The following is a 17,597-nucleotide window of genomic DNA, read 5'->3' on the forward strand; positions in this document are numbered from 1 at the left end:
CATCAGGATATCGCCCCGCCACATGCCAGTTCAAGCAGCTTGCCAAAGAGGTAACGCACCCGAGGGCGCATCGCGCTGTCGGATGTGGACCTCCGGGATCGTTTTATACCATAAAGGGTCCCGGTCGGCGGCTCGCGTTCTGTGGATCGCGGATAGATTGATGTGCATTTATGGGCTTTAGCCTCTTGAGTCAAGCAAAACCGCGACATGGCCAACTACTTTATGACTAGTCTAACATGACATTTACCCCAATTAGTGGCAAATTCGCCGCAAGATCGAATCAGCTCCAAAGGAGATAGGAATGGCATTTTTTGCCAAAGGGCGTTTACTGTCGGCAGCAGCAATCATCGCTATAGGCCTTTTCACGACCGCGGGATCCGCCTATGCGGCCAAGTGTGGCAACGATGCAGCGGGCTACAACGCTTGGCTTCAAGCTACTCTGAATGAAGCAAAAGCACGCGGTGTTGGCCCTGCAGCGCTTAAAGCATTGGCAAACACAAAATATGCATCCGCTACAATCAAAGCAGATCGCAATCAGAAAAGCTTTAAGCTTTCCTATGAAGAGTTTCTCCGGGTTCGTGGAGCGCCAACGATCATTAAACGTGGTCGCAATTTCAAACAGCAAAATGCAGCTCTTTTTGCTGCAATTGAAAAGCGTTATGGCGTTCCACCCGGCCCGCTCGTTGCAATCTGGGGCATGGAAACTGCCTTTGGCGCCTATCTTGGCAAACAGCACACGCTTTCAGCCGTCGCCACTCTCGCTTATGATTGCCGCCGCAGCGCCTTCTTTACCGAGCAGCTCTATGCGGCGCTCAATTTGATTGATCGCCAAGATCTTGATCCAAATGCGATCGGCGCAATGCATGGCGAAATCGGCCAGACGCAGTTTCTTCCCCTCAATGTTTTGAAATATGGCGTTGATGGCGACGGGAGCGGCCATATTGATATGACCCGTTCAAAGGCTGATGCACTATACTCAACCGCCAATTTCCTTGTTGGACATGGCTGGCAGCGTGGTGCAGGCTATCAGCCCGGAGAGCCTAACTTTAAAGCCATTCAAGGCTGGAATGCGGCCTCTGTTTACCAGCGCGCTATTGCTGAAATGGGCAAAGCCATCGACGCTAAATAATACTTCTATATTGAGGCAGGCTGTATCAATGCCTGCCCTATCGAACTAAGCAAAAGCCCGGAATTTCCGGGCTTTTTCATCTTTATTATACTTGCTCAATATCTGGGCGTTTGAAATCACCCGTCTGCGAATCCATGACCCATAATTCGCCAGTTAATATGTCAAACCAGGCGCCATAAAGGGTAAGCTTACCCTTCTTCTCCAATATATCCACACAGGGAAAGGTACGAAGGTTTTTAATGGAGTAGCGGATCGATATGCGCTCCAACGCTGTCTGCCGCTCCGTTTGGGTCATCAAATCATTATTGCTTACTGCTTCTGCCGCCGGTGCAATCAGGCTCATCCATTTCCCGATAAAATCGCCTGGGGAAAGCGGCGCGCTTTCTGGCGCAAGTGCTGCCTTGATCCCACCACACCGGCCATGCCCCATCACCACAATATTTTTGACCTTGAGGCTTTGCACAGCAAATTCCAGCGCGGCAGACGCCGCATGAAATTCGCCATCAGGCTCATAGGGCGGAATGAGATTGGCCACATTGCGCAAAACGAAAATTTCGCCCGGCGCTGTGTTGAAAATGGTTTCCGGTGCTGCACGAGAGTCGCAACAGGCAATCACCAGCGTTTGCGGCGCCTGCCCCTTATCGGCCAATTCCCGATAACGCGTGGTCTCGTGGCAAAAGTGCTCTTTCATGAACGTCCGATAACCGGCGAGCAAGGAATCTGGAAGGTCTATCATGTTTTTCCATTATCCTGATCGAAATAGCAGAGCAATAAAAATCACACAAGCAATTTCAGGTTTAAATGCGTAATCCTGTGGTTGGATGAACTAATCTGCGCGTTTGCACCATTGCCATCGGGGTGGCAAGGCTGGCCGCATCCGCTTCCAACATCAATTCATCGGCACCACGCTTGGCTGCCCGCGCCATAACTTCAAACACCGCAGCGGTAGAACTTTGCAAAGTTTTCTCTTCAGATAATCCTGTCATTTTGCGCGCAAGAATCAGCGCCGCTGTCAAATCCCCCAGCCCATTGGTTGGTCCTTTCACACAGCGATGTTCAGCCATAAATGCAGAATTTGGCGTTACAAGAATATTTCCGATACTTCCCTTCAACATTGGGAATGCCGAAGTCACCACCACCGTCGCAGGACCAATATCAAGCGCCGCTTCCATCAATGTGTTGTTATCGCTCAGCGAGACATCTGCCAGCCACTCCAGCTCGAACCGATTGGGGGTAGCAATATCTGCAAGCGGCAATAACTTATCCCGAATCGCACAAGCCGTTGCTTCCGGAACATAGAGCCCGCCCTCATCTCCAATAACCGGATCACATAAATAGATAATTTCCGGATTTTTTTCTTTCAGCGCACGGATAAGCACAGCAATGGCCTCTGCCTGCTCCGGATGCCCCAGAAATCCGGTTAAAATCGCTCCAACTTCCCCCAACCAAGGCGCCCGCTCAATATCCTTGATCAAGAGCGCAAACTCCTGTGGAGGTGGCACAATGCGCCCAGCCGGACCATGCCCCGGATGCCACGGCAAAACCACGGTCGGCACGGCCCAGACAGGAAAGCCCAGCGATTCAAGCGCAAACACCGCAGCGCGGTTGCCAACGCTTCCTCGCACCACGTGACTCGATAAAACTATGACGCTTGCTGCATCAGGAGGAGCAAAAAATGGCATGACTAAGCTAGCCCTGGAGAAGATAAAAGATGAGCCAGACAATAATCGCCAGCGTTATGATAGTTCCGAGCCAACGGCCGATCCGAGTGGACCACACTTCAATCGCATCCGTTCCGTCGATATCTTCAGCAGAAAGATGTCTCGCAGTTCGCGCCAAGCTTCGTTGCACAATGGATGCAGTCGCTTCACGCTGCACCCGTTCCAATATACGATGAGCCTCAGCCTGCTCACTCGATATATGCTCTTGCTTACCAGCCCTGTGCGAATGCCGCTTATCGGCCATCTCATACCTGCCTGTCATGGCCCTAATTATTAGTGGCCAGATATGGTGGGTTCACTCTGCTGATTCTTAGCATCACGCGCAAGTTGAGGTTTCGCAAGTAGAATCGACAAGTGTCACAAAGGTTTCAGCGGCATAATCCTACTTAAATCAAAAATAAAACCGCGCATTCAAAGAAAGCGCGGTTTACAGAACACAACCCGATAGTCCGATTATTTCATCGTCGGAATAACAAATTCTGCCCCTTCTTTGACGCCCGACGGCCAGCGTGAGGTCACAGTCTTGGTTTTGGTGTAAAAACGGAATGCATCAGGCCCGTGCTGATTGAGATCACCAAATGCTGAAGCCTTCCATCCACCGAAGGTGTAATAAGCAATTGGTACTGGGATTGGCACATTGATACCAACCATTCCTGCCTGCACCCGGCTGGCGAAATCGCGCGCTGCATCACCGTCCCGGGTGAAAATCGCAACTCCATTGCCATATTCATGCTCGTTTGGCAGCGCCAATGCTTCTTCGTAATTTTTGGCACGAACCACCGAAAGAACCGGGCCAAAAATTTCTTCTTTGTAGATGCGCATATCCGGCGTCACATGGTCAAACAAACAGCCACCCATATAGAAACCGTTTTCATATCCCTGCATCTTGAAGCCGCGCCCATCGACGACGAGCTTTGCGCCTTCTTCAACACCAAGATCAACATAACCGCGAATACGCTCCAGCGCTTCGCGCGTTACCACCGGGCCAAAATCCGCCGAATTGTCGGTTGAAGGGCCGATCTTCAATGCTTCAACCCGCGGGATCAGCTTTTCCATAAGCCGATTTGCCGTGTCTTCACCCACCGGCACAGCCACTGATATCGCCATGCAACGCTCGCCAGCCGAACCGTAACCAGCGCCAATCAGCGCATCCACGGTTTGATCCATATCCGCATCTGGCATGATCAACATATGGTTCTTGGCGCCACCAAAACATTGCACGCGCTTACCGTTGGCACAGCCGCGACTATAAATATATTGCGCAATCGGGGTAGAACCAACAAAGCCGATTGCCTGAACATCAGGATCATCTAGCAATGCGTCCACCGCATCTTTGTCGCCATTGACGACGTTGAAAATACCTGCGGGAAGACCAGCTTCCATGAAAAGTTCCGCCAACCGCATCGGTACACCCGGATCGCGTTCCGATGGCTTTAGAACAAACGCATTACCGCAGGCGATCGCGGGCCCAGCCTTCCAGAGCGGGATCATTGCAGGGAAGTTAAACGGCGTAATGCCAGCAACAACGCCCAATGGCTGACGCATTGAATAAGTGTCGATACCTGTGCCCGCATTGTCGGTGAATTCGCCTTTGAGCATATGGGGCGAACCAAGGCAGACCTCAACCACTTCCAAACCACGCTGAATATCACCCTTAGCATCCGCAATGGTTTTGCCGTGCTCACGGGCAAGAAGTTCGGCAAGGCTGTCATATTCAGCTTCGACCAATTCAAGGAATCTGCGAAGCACCCGAACACGGCGCTGTGGATTCGTCGCAGCCCATGCAGGCTGGGCAGCCTTTGCATTTTCCACGGCTGCGCGAACTTCGTCCTTAGTCGCCAGCGCCACTTTGGCTTGAACTGTCCCGTCGAGCGGCTGAAAAACATCGGCTGTGCGACCGCTTTTGCCGGCAACGTTCTGTCCGCCGATAAAATGCCCGATATTACGCATCGATAACCTCCGCAATTACCTGTTAGAGAAAATGCCCTTTGTTTTCCCCATCATCACTCTGCAATTTTTTGAATGCAATCCACTGAAAAGCGTATCCGTTGTGCATTTTTCATAGTAAGAAAGAATTATGAATTGGGATGATGTTCGCATTTTTCTGGCCGTCGCTCGCTCCGGCCAAATACTTGGAGCTGCAAAAAGGCTCGGTATTAACCACACCACCGTTGCCAGACGCTTGACGGCGCTTGAAACTGCTCTCTCAACAACCCTGCTCATACGTCGCACCAATGGATCGACGCTGACACAGGCAGGAGAAGAGTTTCTAAACGCAGCGGAACGCATGGAAGCAGAAATGCTTGCAGCGCGTTCACAGATCGGCAATGCCGATATTGCTGTTTCCGGAACCGTCCGAATTGGTGCGCCTGATGGGTTTGGCGTTAATTTTCTGGCACCAAGACTGGCAAAATTAACAAGAGAATATCCTGATCTGACGATCCAGCTTGTTCCTGTACCGCGCTCATTTTCGCTCTCACGCCGCGAAGCTGATATTGCGATCACTGTGGAACGCCCGGGACAGGGTCGGCTTATTGCACGCAGGCTTGTTGATTATACGCTCGGCCTATTTGGGCATCGATCCTATCTCGAAGAATACGGAATGCCTGAAACAGTCGAGCAGCTGAGCAAGCACCGGCTCATCGGCTATGTGGAAGATCTGGTCATCAATTCATCTTTGGCCTACGCATCTGAGATCAGCCGCGAATGGAAGCCTGATTTTGAGGTTTCCAGTGCTCTTGGTCAGGTAGAGGCGGTGCGCGCCGGAGCTGGAATTGGTATTCTTCATTCCTTTATTGCCCGCGCTGACCCTGATCTCATTGCCGTCATTCCTGATCGGGTTATACGCCGCGCATATTGGTTATCTTATCATGAGTCTGCCCGTACACTTCGCCGTGTTACAGCAGTTTCGTCTATGATTTCTAATCTTGTCGAGAACGAGAAAACTCTCTTTAACTGAAACGATATTCCTCGAAAGCATATATGAGGATAACCGCCGTCTTTATTATGCACGGCACAAACAAGGCATCAAGCCCGAGCCAGGCATGACACAGACCACCAATTAACGCACCCAACATCAGCGCGGCCCATACGGCTAAAAACTGTATCCAGCGCCATTTTGGTGCCTTCTTACGAAATGATGCAGCCAAATCAGCAGCGGCGTTAAACAAGGTGCCTGTTACATAAGTGACGCCAAGACGGGCAGATCCTGTGGGTAAAACAGCAGCATTTTGAGCGCCCATGGCCGCCGCCAGAAGCAGCACCGGTTGCGCGATCAACGCACCATCCCGCCGCAAAACCGCAATAAGAAACAACATTATGACGACCGAAGTCAGAACCATCAGACTACCGCGCCGACCATAGGTTAGCACCAGCCATGTACCAATAAAGGCACCGGTGAAAAACAATCCGATTAAAGCAGCCGGAAACCAGATTAATACTTTTCCCAAAATTCCAGGCTGGCCAGCAAGGCCAATACCCAACTGGGTCGTATTCCCGCTCATAAATGATGCGAAAAAACCACCCAATTGTAAAAAAGCGACAGCATCGACAAATCCTGCCGATGCAGTCAGTACCAAACCCAGCGCAAGCTTCGAATTCGGAGTCATATTGCTCTTAAAATTACCTCAGCCGTCTTTATGAAAATTAACCGCTAAACACGTTTGATGATCTTGATAATAAATAACAATATTGCCGCTCCAATAAACGCATTAACGATGGAGGCAATCATGCCGCCCCCAACAGAAAGGCCCAACTGAGGCAACAGCCAGCCAGCAAAAAATGCGCCGATCACCCCGACGATAATATTGCCAATCAGCCCAAAGCCCCCTCCTTGCACCAGTTTTCCGGCCAACCAGCCAGCAATAAGTCCAACAAATAAAAAAATCGGAAGACTTCCGGGTTCCATATTTATTTCCCCTCTGCCGCGTCATTATCCAACGCGGAGCATAAGTTGACAACAACCCGCCACCTTTCACAAGAGCGATCGAGCCGACTATTCAATTTCGTATGATTTATGGAGCAAGATGTCTGAAAACTGCGACCACTTCCTCATAAACCTTGCGCTTGAACGGAACGATCAACTCAGGCAATTCCTCCATGCGTTTCCATTCCCAGCAATCAAATTCTGCAATATGGCCAACGGGTGGAGGGTTGATGGCAATTTCGCTTTCATCGCCTTCAAAGCGATAGGCAAACCATTTTTGGGTTTGACCGCGATATTTGCCTTTCAATGCCCGGCCAACCAGATGTGGTGGCAGATCATAATTGATCCAATTTGGCGCTTCCTCAAGCAGAGTTACGCTTTTCATCCCGGTCTCTTCATAGAGTTCCCGCAATGCAGCCTGAGCCGGATCTTCCCCCTTATCAATCCCACCTTGCGGCATCTGCCAAAGCTGGCTTGAGCCATCAAGCTCACCACCGCTAATTGAGATGCGCCGACCCGCCCAGACCAAGCCTTCCTTGTTGAGAACCATTAACCCGACACAGCGGCGATAGGGTAAGGTTTCTGAATCGACGAATTGATTATTCTGCAAGTTTTTTCCGACCATCAATATGCCTGTTGTCATATTAAGATAAAAAACGCGGGAGCTTATACTCCCGCGTTGTTATTTATTCACTTTAAAGTGCCTCAGTTCAGAATGCCCTTTTTGGGATCCGGCGGGAAAGCGGCATTGGCCACTTCACCGCGCAGAAGCTTCAATGCTTCATTGAGCTGCACATCATCCTTTGGCTCAGCAGGCACATAAGCAGCAGATCCCGATCCCTTATCGTTTTCTTCACTGCCTTTAATATGGCCTTTTAACTCGGACTCACCACGCACCACATCTTCGCCGCGCAGTTCAGGCGGCAATGGCTGATCCACCGTTATATCCGGAGTGATACCCTTGCCCTGAATAGATGTACCCGATGGCGTATAGTAAAGAGCCGTTGTCAGACGCAGCGATCCGTTTTCGCCCATCGGAATGATAGTCTGCACCGACCCTTTGCCGAAAGACTGGGTGCCAAGCACCGTTGCGCGGCGATGATCCTGCAGAGCACCCGCTACGATTTCCGATGCACTGGCTGAGCCGCCATTAACAAGCACAATAATCGGCTTACCGTCCGTAAGATCCCCTTTGCGCGCATCAAAACGCGTAACATCCTGCGGGTCACGGCCTCTGGTCGAGACGATCTCACCCTTATCCAAGAATGTATCCGACACAGCCACGGCCTGATCCAGCAATCCGCCTGGATTGAGACGTAGATCGAGAACATAACCCTTCAGCTTGTCGGCGGGTACGTTCTTTTTAACGTCCTCAATCGCTTTTTTGAGATCTTCCGAAGTTTGCTCGGTGAACGAAATGACACGGAGATAGCCAACATCATTATCGATACGGTGACGGACCGCCCGCACTTTAATGATCGCACGGGTGATGGAAATCGTTATCGGCTTATCAGCGCCTTCACGCAGAATAGTTAGCTCAATAGGCTTACCGACTTCACCGCGCATCTTGTCAACTGCGTCGGTAAGGGTCAGTCCGCGAACTTCCTGCCCATCAATTTTGATGATTAGGTCACCCGCTAAAACTCCTGCCTTCGAAGCTGGTGTATCGTCAATAGGAGCAATAACCTTAACCAGGTCATTTTCCATCGTCACTTCTATACCTAGCCCCCCAAACTCACCCTTGGTTTGCACGCGCATATCCTGCGCAGCTTCCGGGTTGAGATAGGATGAATGCGGGTCCAGCGAAGTGAGCATTCCGTTGATCGCATTTTCGATGAGTTTTTTATCATCAGGCGGCGACACATATTGCGCGCGCACCCTTTCAAAAATATCACCAAACAGTGCTAGTTCCCTGTAGACGTCAGCGTCCTTGCCCGCAGCAAATGCGGAGGTTGCTGGCGAGCCCTGGACCATCACCATGGCCGACGCCCCGAGAAGAGCACCGGCAAAAAGCAGCGACAGTTTACGTATCATTTTGTGCCCTTCCGGAAAGCCGTTTTATCCACCAAGGAGCGGGATCAACGGGTTTTCCATCCTTTCGAAACTCAATGTAAAGCAACGGAGCCCCGTTGCCTATTTCTATTGGAGCCACACTTGCCAGCAATGTTTCTCCCATAGTGCCAACAGGTTCTCCTGCCAAGACGAACTGACCTTGAGCCACATCGATTCGGCCCATTCCTGCCATGACGATATGATATCCACCGCCGGCGTCCAGGATCAAGAGTTGTCCATAGGATCTGAAAGCACCCGCATATAATACCACGCCATCGGAAGGTGACATAATCGTGGCAACTGGAACGGTTTCAACCACCTGCCCCATCATATGTCCGCCTATACCGTCAGTATCGCCGAAATTTCGCAAGATTTTGCCCGCAGCTGGCAATATAAGTTTGCCGCGAAGCGAAGCAAAATCCACCAAGAGATTAAGCCGGGCCTCATCCGGTGTGGTCTGCTCAACCCTATCCTTGGCCTTGGCCAGCCGATCTTCTTCAGCTTTTCGCGCAGCTTCTGCCGTTTCGCGAACACTCGCCATTTGCTGATCGAGCGTCTCAATCAACTCTTTCAGACTTCCTGCCTTGGCAGCCAGCTCTTCAGAGCGTTTACGCTGAGCTTCAATTTCCTGCTCAGATTGAGCCTGCAGTTTTTTCTTTTCTTCCAGCAAAAGTGACTGACGCTTCTGCTCTTCTGCCTGAGACTGACGCGTTGCCGTAAGCGTTGCCTGTTCCTGACTTATGGACGCGGTAATACGCTGCATATCCTTTAAATCGTCCGCCAATTCTTCTACTTGCTGGCGCATTTCAGGCACAACTGCACCCAGAAGAACAGCACTTCGTACCGATGCGAGCGCATCATCCGGGCGCACCAAAATGGCCGGAGGAGGATTAAGCCCCATACGCTGCAAAGCGGCCAGCACTTCCGCAAGCACCCCGCGACGCGCGCGAAGCGACAGACGTATGCCGTCCTCTTGTTCGCGCAGTGAAATTAATCTTTCGCCAATATCGGCAATATCCTGCTGCAATTTTCTGTCAGTCTTGGCCGACTGAATTAAAGCTGCAGTGATTGTTGCCTGATCTTTTTTTAGATTTGCTACTTCGGTCTCAAGCTGCGTCAGCTTCTCGTCCGTGACCGAAATTTCGCTGCTAAGCTGTTCAAACTCTCGTGAAGCCTGCTCGCGCTGCTGCTGCAAAGTTTCTTCAGCAATACCGCCCGACACGCCATAAAGAAAAGCTCCCACAACAAGGCCAGCCCGCAAAAGAGCAGGCAAGGTCGTGTTATTCCTAGAGCGTTTGAAATTCATGTTCGCGCTATATCAGATGAATGAGCACCAACACTACCATTTCATTATTAAGGATTTGTTAGCTATAGGCACAAACTCCGCCACTCTGAGAGATTTGCGCTCATGCGTCTCAATGGGTCTCAATTAAGCATCTACATCAATCAGACACGATGATATGGATGTCCAGCAAGGATCGTTGCCGCCCGATAAAGCTGCTCAGCAATTAAAATCCGGGCAATCTGATGGGGCCATGTCATGGGTCCCAGCGAGAGAACCAGATCTGCCCGTGCACGAAGTGACGCATCGTGACCATCCGGACCGCCAATGGCGATAACCATGTGGCGCCTGCCATCGTCGCGCATTCGCCCGATCCGCTCGGCAAATGCTTCCGAGATCAAGCCCTTCCCACGTTCATCTAAAAGGATCAGCGCCGCGCCATTATCCAGCGCTTCATGGAGGCGTTGGGCTTCTTCAACTTTTCGCAGCTCGGCCGTTTGAGCCCTGCTTTCTGCTACTTCGCTTACACCGGCAAAGTCCAAGCCAAGCGAGGGACCAGCTTTTGAAAAACGGTCGAAATATCGTTCAACCAGCTCCCGTTCGGGGCCGGCTTTCATCCGGCCCACGGCAAAAACACTCACACGCATGGCGGCCTCAATCGGCTAGCGGAAAAATCAATGGACTGTGCCCGCTGGCCGACCTGCCTCAGTTCGTTCATCCATCCAGATTTTCTCGATATTATAAAATTCGCGCGTTTCCGGATGGAAAATATGCACGATGACATCGCCGGTATCGATCAGCACCCAGTCGCTACTTTCAAGCCCTTCGACACGAAGGTTCTTGCAACCGAGTTCCTTCAATGCCTGCAAAAGGTAATCTGCGACAGAGTTTACATGACGATGCGAGCGCCCGGACGCGATGATCATATAATCACCGATCGAGCTTCTTCCGCGAATGTCGATAGAGAGAATTGATTCTGCCTTGGAGTTTTCGAGACTGGCCAAGGCCGTGTCTAGGGTCTGGGACACGAAAGCTGTTTCGTTCATCCCGCCCGTTGAAGGCGTTTGCTGGGCCTTCTTTTGAATTGCTGTTCTCAGTGATATATCCTTTCTAACCAGAACAAGCCGATATGGTTCTAAAACCATATGTCTTAAAATATGCCTGCTAGCCTATCTCTTTCAAGATCTGACTTGCGTTACAATCCATCACTTTTTAAGTTTTGCATGCGAATTGCACTGGATGACAGGGTCGAGCGCGGCCCATAAATGAAGGTCCATACCGGTGGCTGCAGCCTTGCAAGCATTGGAGCGTAACGCTCATCGATTCGATTTTTCGCAAATCTTTGCGCCATTTTCGAAGAAATGCTTGTAAGCGTGGACCCCGGCCTATCAATAACCGCAATCGGAAAGGTTTGGGAAATTTCGCGCCAGCGCTGCCAATGATGGAACGTAGCCAGATTATCGGCACCCATGACCCAAACAAAATCCACGCCCGGATTTGCCTTGCGAATAAGCGCAAGCGTATCCGCTGTAAAACGTACATCAAACGCCGCTTCCAGCGCAGTGACTTTGATGCGTGGATCCCGCGCAATCATTTCGCTTGATTGGATACGTTCTGCCAAGGGCGCAAGCTCGCGCTTATCTTTAAGCGGGTTGCCTGGCGTCACCATCCACCATAATTGGTCGAGTTTCAGACGCCGCAGCGCTATTTCGGCTACCAGTAAATGCCCCTCATGGGCCGGATTGAACGACCCCCCGAAAAGCCCAACAGCCATGCCTTTTTCCAGATGTGGCATACGCAAATATTGCGCTTTCACATCGGGATAGCGTTTTTTTTGCTCAGTTAATCGTAAACCGAAGCGCATTAGCTACGGATCTGACCATTGCCACGTACGCGATATTTAAACGAGGTGAGCTGTTCCACACCTACCGGTCCGCGCGCATGCATTTTACCCGTTGCAATACCGATTTCCGCCCCCATACCGAACTCGCCACCATCAGCAAATTGCGTCGATGCATTATGCAGCAGGATAGCAGAATCAATCTCGTTGAAAAACCGGTCCACGGCCTGGCTGTCTTCAGCAACAATCGCCTCGGTGTGGTGCGAGGAATAGCGATTAATATGTTCAATCGCCCCGCCAACACCATCAACCAATTTCACAGAAATGATTGCGTCGAGATATTCGGTCGCCCAATCCTCTTCCTTTGCTGGAAGAGCGGCAGGAAAGATCGCGCAGACTTCTTCGGAGCCTCGGATTTCGCAACCCTTTGCTACCAGATCATCAAGAATTGGGACAAAATCCACACCACGATCAACCAATAGCGTTTCGGTTGCTCCGCAAATTCCCGTTCGGCGCAACTTGGCATTGATTGCAATTTTCCGGGCCATATCCAGATCGGCAGAACGATCTATATAGAGATGGCAAATACCTTCAAGATGGGCAAATACAGGCACGCGCGCTTCCGCCTGAACCCGCGCGACAAGGCTTTTGCCACCGCGCGGCACAATCACATCAATTGCACCATTCAGGCCTTTGAGCATCTCGCCCACCGCAGCGCGATCTGTAACCGGAACAATCTGTATTGCATCAACCGGTAAATCCGCCGCTTTCAGCCCTTTGACCAGCGCTTCATGGATTGCAGTGGATGAATGAACAGAATCTGATCCGCCGCGCAAAATGACAGCATTACCAGCTTTAAGACAAAGCGCCCCGGCATCTGCTGTAACATTGGGACGGCTTTCATAGATTACCCCAACAACACCAAGCGGGGTGCGTACGCGTTCAATATGCAACCCATTGGGCCGATCCCACTGCGCAATCACTTCACCCACCGGATCAGGCAAGGCCGCAATGGAACGGATACCGTCTGCAATAGCTTTGATACGGGTTTCATCCAGCATCAGACGATCAATAAAGGATGCCGCCATGTTCTGCTCACGAGCATGGCTAAGATCAAGCTTATTCGCTGCCAGAATTAAATCAGTACTCGCAATCAGCGCATCAGCAGCCGCCAATAGCGCTTGATTTTTTTGCTCGCTACTCGCAATCGCTAAGGGCGTACTTGCAGCCTTAGCCTTGCGGCCGACCTCTGCCATTATAGCTGCTATATTATTTGCGGTATCTACTTTCGTCAGCATAGATCCTCAAGCCTTTTCAAGAGTGACTGGTCCTGCGGACCCACGCAACACAAGATCATTACGATGTATCATTGCCGCACGCGCATCATAGCCGAGAATGGCACTGATCTCATCGCTTTTATGCCCAGCGATTTTGCGTGCATCATCCGCATCATAGGCCACCAGACCTCGGGCAACTTCCCGCCCGTCTTCATCGACCACAGCAACTGTATCGCCGCGTTCAAATCGCCCCTCAACACGGCACACTCCGGCAGGCAAAAGTGACTTTCCCGATTTGAGTGCTTTTAGCGCACCCGCATCAACACTCAAACGACCCGCTGGCTCAAGATTACCGGAAATCCATGTTTTCCATGCATTCACCGGAGCCCGTGATGGCTCAAACAAAGTGGCCCGCTCACCCCTGTCAATTGCAGAAAGCGGCGCCATACGGGTGCCGGAAGTGATAATCATCGCTGTACCCGCCGCGTTGGCAATCTTGCCGGCGTCAAGCTTAGTTTTCATGCCACCGCGCGATAATTCCGATGCAGCCGCTCCAGCCATAGCCTCGATCTGCGGCGTAATCGATGTGACAAGTGGTAAGAATTGCGCATCAGGATTATTGTGCGGGGGCGCAGTATAAAGCCCGTCAATATCCGAAAGCAGGATCAACAGATCGGCTCCCATCATCGTTGCCACACGCGCAGCCAAACGATCATTATCACCATAACGAATTTCTGTTGTGGCCACCGTGTCATTTTCATTGATAATCGGAACCGCCTTGAGCTTCAAAAGCGTGTCGATTGTCGCTCGCGCATTAAGATAACGTCGGCGCTCTTCCGTATCCGACAAGGTAACAAGAATCTGACCTGACTTGATACCATGCCCACCCAGAACATCTGCATAGGCTTTGGCGAGCGCAATTTGCCCCGCCGCAGCCGCTGCCTGACTTTCTTCCAGCTTCAATGCCTTTTTCGGCAAGCCCAACACAGTACGCCCAAGCGCAATGGCACCTGATGAGACAACAAGCACCTCAGCGCCTGCATGATGCAGAGCGGCAATATCCTGCCCCAATCCTTCAAGCCATTGACGTTTCAGACCGCTTGCCCGATCCACCAATAAAGCAGATCCGATCTTAACAACAATGCGGCGATATTCTTTCAATTGCTTCAGCATGATTTTTGTCCTCGCCGCTACGCGATCAGTCTTCGAAATTGCCCGAAACGTCTTCTGCTTCCGCTGTGCCAGCTTCCTCAGCACGGCTAAGATCAATAATGGCGGCAAGCTGGCGCTGCGCATCCTTCAGGCCTTCATGACTGACAGCAGATAGGAGCAAAGGATCGCGTCCGCACGCCTTTTTCAGCGCTTTCAGCTTTTCCTTGCGCGTATCAGCGTCGAGCGTATCGACTTGCGATAAGGCAACAATCTCGCGCTTCTCCGCCAGACCATGCCCATAGGCTTCTAGTTCGCCACGAATGACATTATAGGCCTTCGCCACATCTTCTTCCTGCGCCGAAACCAGATGAAGCAAAACCCGCGTGCGCTCAACATGGCCAAGAAAACGGTCGCCAATGCCCACCCCCTGATGCGCGCCTTCGATCAAGCCGGGAATATCCGCGATCACAAATTCTCTTCCATCAATCCGCGCCACTCCCAGATTGGGATGCAGCGTCGTGAATGGATAATCGGCGATTTTAGGCTTGGCTGCTGTCACGCTCGCAAGGAAAGTTGACTTGCCCGCATTCGGCAATCCCACCAATCCCGCATCAGCAATCAATTTGAGGCGCAACCAAATAGTGCGCTCAATCCCTTCCTGTCCAGGATTGGCACGCCGCGGTGCGCGATTGGTGGATGTGGTAAAGTGCAGATTGCCAAAACCACCATTGCCACCTTTAGCCAAACGATAACGCTGACCGACTTCGGTAATGTCACAAATCAGGGTTTCGTTATCTTCTTCAAAAACCTGGGTACCGACGGGAACTTTAAGGATAACGTCATCTCCTTTGCCCCCTGTCATATTACGGCCCATGCCGTGCATGCCGGTTTTGGCCCGAAAATGCTGCTGATAGCGGTAATCAATCAGCGTATTGAGTCCTTCGACCCCTTCCACCCAGACATCACCCCCGCGCCCGCCATCGCCACCATCGGGTCCACCGAATTCAAGAAACTTCTCGCGGCGGAACGACACCGCTCCTGCTCCGCCACTGCCCGAGCGGATATAGATTTTGGCCTGATCGAGAAATTTCATCGAATTCTACCTCTTGCAGCACAACTGCATTCCGAAAACATATATGAAACTGCGTTCAGCCGAACGCAGTCCCGATTGCAATTACAGCAAAACCAGCTTCCTGCAAACCATTGCAGGGAACGATCTTTCTCGGCCCTGCAATGATCAACGCCACAAGTTTGTGACTGTCAGCTTCGCAGGCCAATCCATGTGCTCCGATCAAGCACATAGCGCTCAACCGGAACTTTGCCTACCGAGAGTATGTCTCCCACTCCCTCAGAGCTGAACTGGAAGCCAGACTTATCTATCACTCGACGCGAGCTCGCATTGATCACCCTGCAGGAAATTTGCAGCCGATCGATCGCGGTGGCACGAAATGCCAGATCGATCAAAGCATCAGAAGCTTCGGTCGCATAGCCGTTACCCCAATATGGCTCACCGAGCCAATAGCCGATTTCCAAATCCTCTCCCCAAGGATGGATCCCGCAACACCCCATAAATAGGCCACTATCCGCTTGGGTAATCGCATAGATGCAATTGCCCATCTTGCCTTTTCGGCTGCGCTCCACAAAGTCGACAGCATTTTCCCGCGTGTAGGGATGCGGCATGCGAGCGAGCATGTTGGCCACACGTGGATTATTGGCAAGATAGGCAATGGCATCCACGTCTTCCGAATGCGGCGGGCGTAACACCAGCCTTTCAGTGACAAGGATCGGACAATCCAGCTCATGAACCCGTTCAGGAGCTGTAGCTTCATCAAGCCTGCTACTTTCGTAACAATCTTCTTCTAAAACTTCGACAACCATTTTTATTCCTCCAGATGCAAAAAGGGAAGATGGTAGTCCCACCTTCCCTTCGATCTTTTGGCTTGGCTGCCATATGTACCGATTCCAATGGGACGCCGGTACTATGAGAGTGCCCGGCTTACTCTGCTGCTTCCGCAATCGGGTCGACCGACACGTAAGTGCGGCCGTTGGCTTTCGCGCGGAAAGACACCGAACCATGAGTGAGCGCAAACAAGGTGTGATCCTTGCCCATGCCTACATTGGCACCTGGGTGCCATTTTGTACCGCGTTGACGCACGATGATGTTGCCAGCGAGCACAGCTTCGCCACCAAACTTTTTCACGCCAAGGCGTTTGGATTCTGAATCGCGACCGTTACGCGAGGAACCACCAGCTTTTTTGTGTGCCATTGGAGTTCTCCTTAAATCTCTACTACTTACTCAGCCGTTTCAGTCTTGGCTGCGGCCTTCTTGGGCGCTGCCTTCTTCGGCTTTGCGGCTTCAGCTTCAGCGGCTGCTGCCGGAGCCTTCTTTGCGGCTGCCTTCTTGGCTGGCTTTGCACCGCCGGTAAGGATTTCCGAAATGCGAATCGTCGTCAGTTCCTGACGATGCCCGCGGGTGCGCTTGGAGTTCTGGCGGCGACGCTTTTTGAACGCAATTACCTTGCGTGCACGACCCTGCTCTACGACTTCAGCAGTCACAACAGCGCCTTCAACCAGCGGAGCGCCAATGGTCGTATCGACCATCAAAACTTCTTTGAACTCAACAATGTCACCAGCTTCGCCAGCAACTTTTTCAACTTTGATTACGTCATTTGCGGCAACGCGATACTGCTTGCCACCAGTTTTAATGACTGCGAACATTTATTTTCCTTTCGGTGTTCGGTCCGGCTCTCAACTTTGCGACATAGATGTCAGATCATTGGGCCGTCTTTTTATCAGTCGGATGAATTTTGAGGCTTAACGCCCCTTAACCGAAGATCTCCGTTTGCCAGAATCTCCAATCAAAACAATAGGCGCGGACGAACCCGCGCTTAAAGTCCGGTGTTTATAGAGATGAGTGGGGAGAAAAGTCAAGATTTTTCCTACTCAAAATCAATTACCTCTTGTCTAATTGTGTTTTGCCCGCTATTGAACCGCTGCACGCTTGGCACTTGCTTTTGATGCTCGTAGCTATCGGTTCTTTTTTGAATCGTTTATGATGCAACAAATGCGGAGAGGTGGCTGAGTGGTTGAAAGTACCGCACTCGAAATGCGGCGTGGGGGTAACTCCACCGTGGGTTCGAATCCCACCCTCTCCGCCAGTTTGCTTAATTATATCAATACACTGCGCAGAATATAACCGCATTATTCACGAACCAAAGC

The 17,597-nt window shown here is 51.4% G+C and carries 20 protein-coding genes and 1 tRNA gene; 3 read left to right on the forward strand and 18 right to left on the reverse strand.

Annotation, left to right across the window (positions count from 1 at the left end; all coding sequences use genetic code 11):
• Positions 1–301 precede the first annotated feature (301 nt).
• Complete coding sequence (locus tag C7374_RS08005) at positions 302–1,129, forward strand: lytic murein transglycosylase (RefSeq protein WP_111575099.1); 828 nt, start codon at positions 302–304, stop codon at positions 1,127–1,129.
• 85 nt (positions 1,130–1,214) lie between these two features.
• Here C7374_RS08005 and C7374_RS08010 read toward each other — a convergent pair whose 3' ends face one another.
• From C7374_RS08010 to C7374_RS08025, 4 genes are all read right to left on the reverse strand, one after another.
• Positions 1,215–1,865, reverse strand: a complete 651-nt coding sequence (locus tag C7374_RS08010) for a carbonic anhydrase (protein WP_111575100.1) — start codon at positions 1,863–1,865, stop codon at positions 1,215–1,217.
• 61 nt (positions 1,866–1,926) lie between these two features.
• Positions 1,927–2,811 carry a pyridoxal kinase PdxY gene (gene pdxY / locus C7374_RS08015; protein WP_111575101.1) on the reverse strand — a complete coding sequence of 295 codons (885 nt, stop codon included), beginning with the start codon at positions 2,809–2,811 and terminating at the stop codon, positions 1,927–1,929.
• Positions 2,812–2,818: 7 nt separating this feature from the next.
• Entirely contained in the window at positions 2,819–3,094 is a 276-nt protein-coding gene (locus C7374_RS08020; protein ID WP_111575102.1) for a hypothetical protein, read from the reverse strand.
• 209 nt (positions 3,095–3,303) lie between these two features.
• Positions 3,304–4,800, reverse strand: coding sequence for a CoA-acylating methylmalonate-semialdehyde dehydrogenase (locus C7374_RS08025; RefSeq protein ID WP_111575103.1), 1,497 nt, complete (start codon positions 4,798–4,800; stop codon positions 3,304–3,306).
• Positions 4,801–4,927: 127 nt separating this feature from the next.
• Between C7374_RS08025 and C7374_RS08030 the strand changes: the two genes are divergently transcribed.
• Positions 4,928–5,809, forward strand: a complete 882-nt coding sequence (locus C7374_RS08030; RefSeq protein ID WP_111575104.1) for a LysR family transcriptional regulator — start codon at positions 4,928–4,930, stop codon at positions 5,807–5,809.
• Here C7374_RS08030 and C7374_RS08035 read toward each other — a convergent pair.
• The 14 genes from C7374_RS08035 to rplU form a co-directional block, all read right to left on the reverse strand.
• Positions 5,802–6,458, reverse strand: coding sequence for a YoaK family protein (locus C7374_RS08035; protein ID WP_111575105.1), 657 nt, complete (start codon positions 6,456–6,458; stop codon positions 5,802–5,804). The two genes, C7374_RS08030 and C7374_RS08035, sit on opposite strands and share 8 nt — an antisense overlap.
• A gap of 44 nt (positions 6,459–6,502) precedes the next feature.
• Positions 6,503–6,757, reverse strand: a complete 255-nt coding sequence (locus C7374_RS08040; protein ID WP_111575106.1) for a GlsB/YeaQ/YmgE family stress response membrane protein — start codon at positions 6,755–6,757, stop codon at positions 6,503–6,505.
• Positions 6,758–6,863: 106 nt separating this feature from the next.
• Positions 6,864–7,385: an RNA pyrophosphohydrolase gene (locus C7374_RS08045; protein WP_245412603.1), complete on the reverse strand. Its 522-nt coding sequence runs from the start codon at positions 7,383–7,385 to the stop codon at positions 6,864–6,866.
• Between the two features lie 95 nt (positions 7,386–7,480).
• Entirely contained in the window at positions 7,481–8,809 is a 1,329-nt protein-coding gene (locus C7374_RS08050) for a S41 family peptidase (protein WP_111575107.1), read from the reverse strand.
• Positions 8,799–10,133: a murein hydrolase activator EnvC family protein gene (locus C7374_RS08055; protein WP_111575108.1), complete on the reverse strand. Its 1,335-nt coding sequence runs from the start codon at positions 10,131–10,133 to the stop codon at positions 8,799–8,801. The genes C7374_RS08050 and C7374_RS08055 overlap by 11 nt, the downstream gene beginning before the upstream one ends.
• 140 nt (positions 10,134–10,273) lie before the next feature.
• Entirely contained in the window at positions 10,274–10,756 is a 483-nt protein-coding gene (rlmH, locus tag C7374_RS08060; RefSeq protein WP_111575109.1) for a 23S rRNA (pseudouridine(1915)-N(3))-methyltransferase RlmH, read from the reverse strand.
• A gap of 27 nt (positions 10,757–10,783) precedes the next feature.
• Positions 10,784–11,155 carry a ribosome silencing factor gene (gene rsfS / locus C7374_RS08065; protein WP_111575141.1) on the reverse strand — a complete coding sequence of 124 codons (372 nt, stop codon included), beginning with the start codon at positions 11,153–11,155 and terminating at the stop codon, positions 10,784–10,786.
• 149 nt (positions 11,156–11,304) lie between these two features.
• A complete protein-coding gene (locus C7374_RS08070; protein WP_111575110.1) occupies positions 11,305–11,973 on the reverse strand; it encodes a nicotinate-nucleotide adenylyltransferase in 669 nt (222 codons plus the stop codon).
• The gene (locus tag C7374_RS08075; RefSeq protein WP_111575111.1) at positions 11,973–13,247 is read right to left on the reverse strand and encodes a glutamate-5-semialdehyde dehydrogenase; all 1,275 of its coding nucleotides are present in this window, start codon (positions 13,245–13,247) and stop codon (positions 11,973–11,975) included. Before C7374_RS08075 ends, C7374_RS08070 begins: the two co-directional genes overlap by 1 nt.
• Positions 13,248–13,253: 6 nt before the next feature.
• Positions 13,254–14,399, reverse strand: coding sequence for a glutamate 5-kinase (gene proB / locus C7374_RS08080; protein ID WP_111575112.1), 1,146 nt, complete (start codon positions 14,397–14,399; stop codon positions 13,254–13,256).
• Positions 14,400–14,424: 25 nt separating this feature from the next.
• Positions 14,425–15,471 carry a GTPase ObgE gene (gene obgE / locus C7374_RS08085; RefSeq protein WP_111575113.1) on the reverse strand — a complete coding sequence of 349 codons (1,047 nt, stop codon included), beginning with the start codon at positions 15,469–15,471 and terminating at the stop codon, positions 14,425–14,427.
• A gap of 167 nt (positions 15,472–15,638) precedes the next feature.
• Positions 15,639–16,256 (reverse strand): GNAT family N-acetyltransferase, encoded by a 618-nt coding sequence (locus tag C7374_RS08090; protein WP_111575114.1) that lies wholly within the window; start codon positions 16,254–16,256, stop codon positions 15,639–15,641.
• 118 nt (positions 16,257–16,374) lie between these two features.
• Positions 16,375–16,644, reverse strand: coding sequence for a 50S ribosomal protein L27 (gene rpmA / locus C7374_RS08095; protein ID WP_111575115.1), 270 nt, complete (start codon positions 16,642–16,644; stop codon positions 16,375–16,377).
• Between the two features lie 26 nt (positions 16,645–16,670).
• Positions 16,671–17,096, reverse strand: a complete 426-nt coding sequence (gene rplU / locus C7374_RS08100) for a 50S ribosomal protein L21 (RefSeq protein ID WP_111575116.1) — start codon at positions 17,094–17,096, stop codon at positions 16,671–16,673.
• A gap of 350 nt (positions 17,097–17,446) precedes the next feature.
• Between rplU and C7374_RS08105 the strand changes: the two genes are divergently transcribed.
• A tRNA-Ser gene (locus C7374_RS08105) sits at positions 17,447–17,536 on the forward strand.
• Positions 17,537–17,597 lie beyond the last annotated feature (61 nt).

The sequence above is a fragment of the Falsochrobactrum ovis genome, from assembly GCF_003259955.1.
In the GTDB taxonomy this organism is placed as follows: domain Bacteria; phylum Pseudomonadota; class Alphaproteobacteria; order Rhizobiales; family Rhizobiaceae; genus Brucella; species Brucella ovis_A.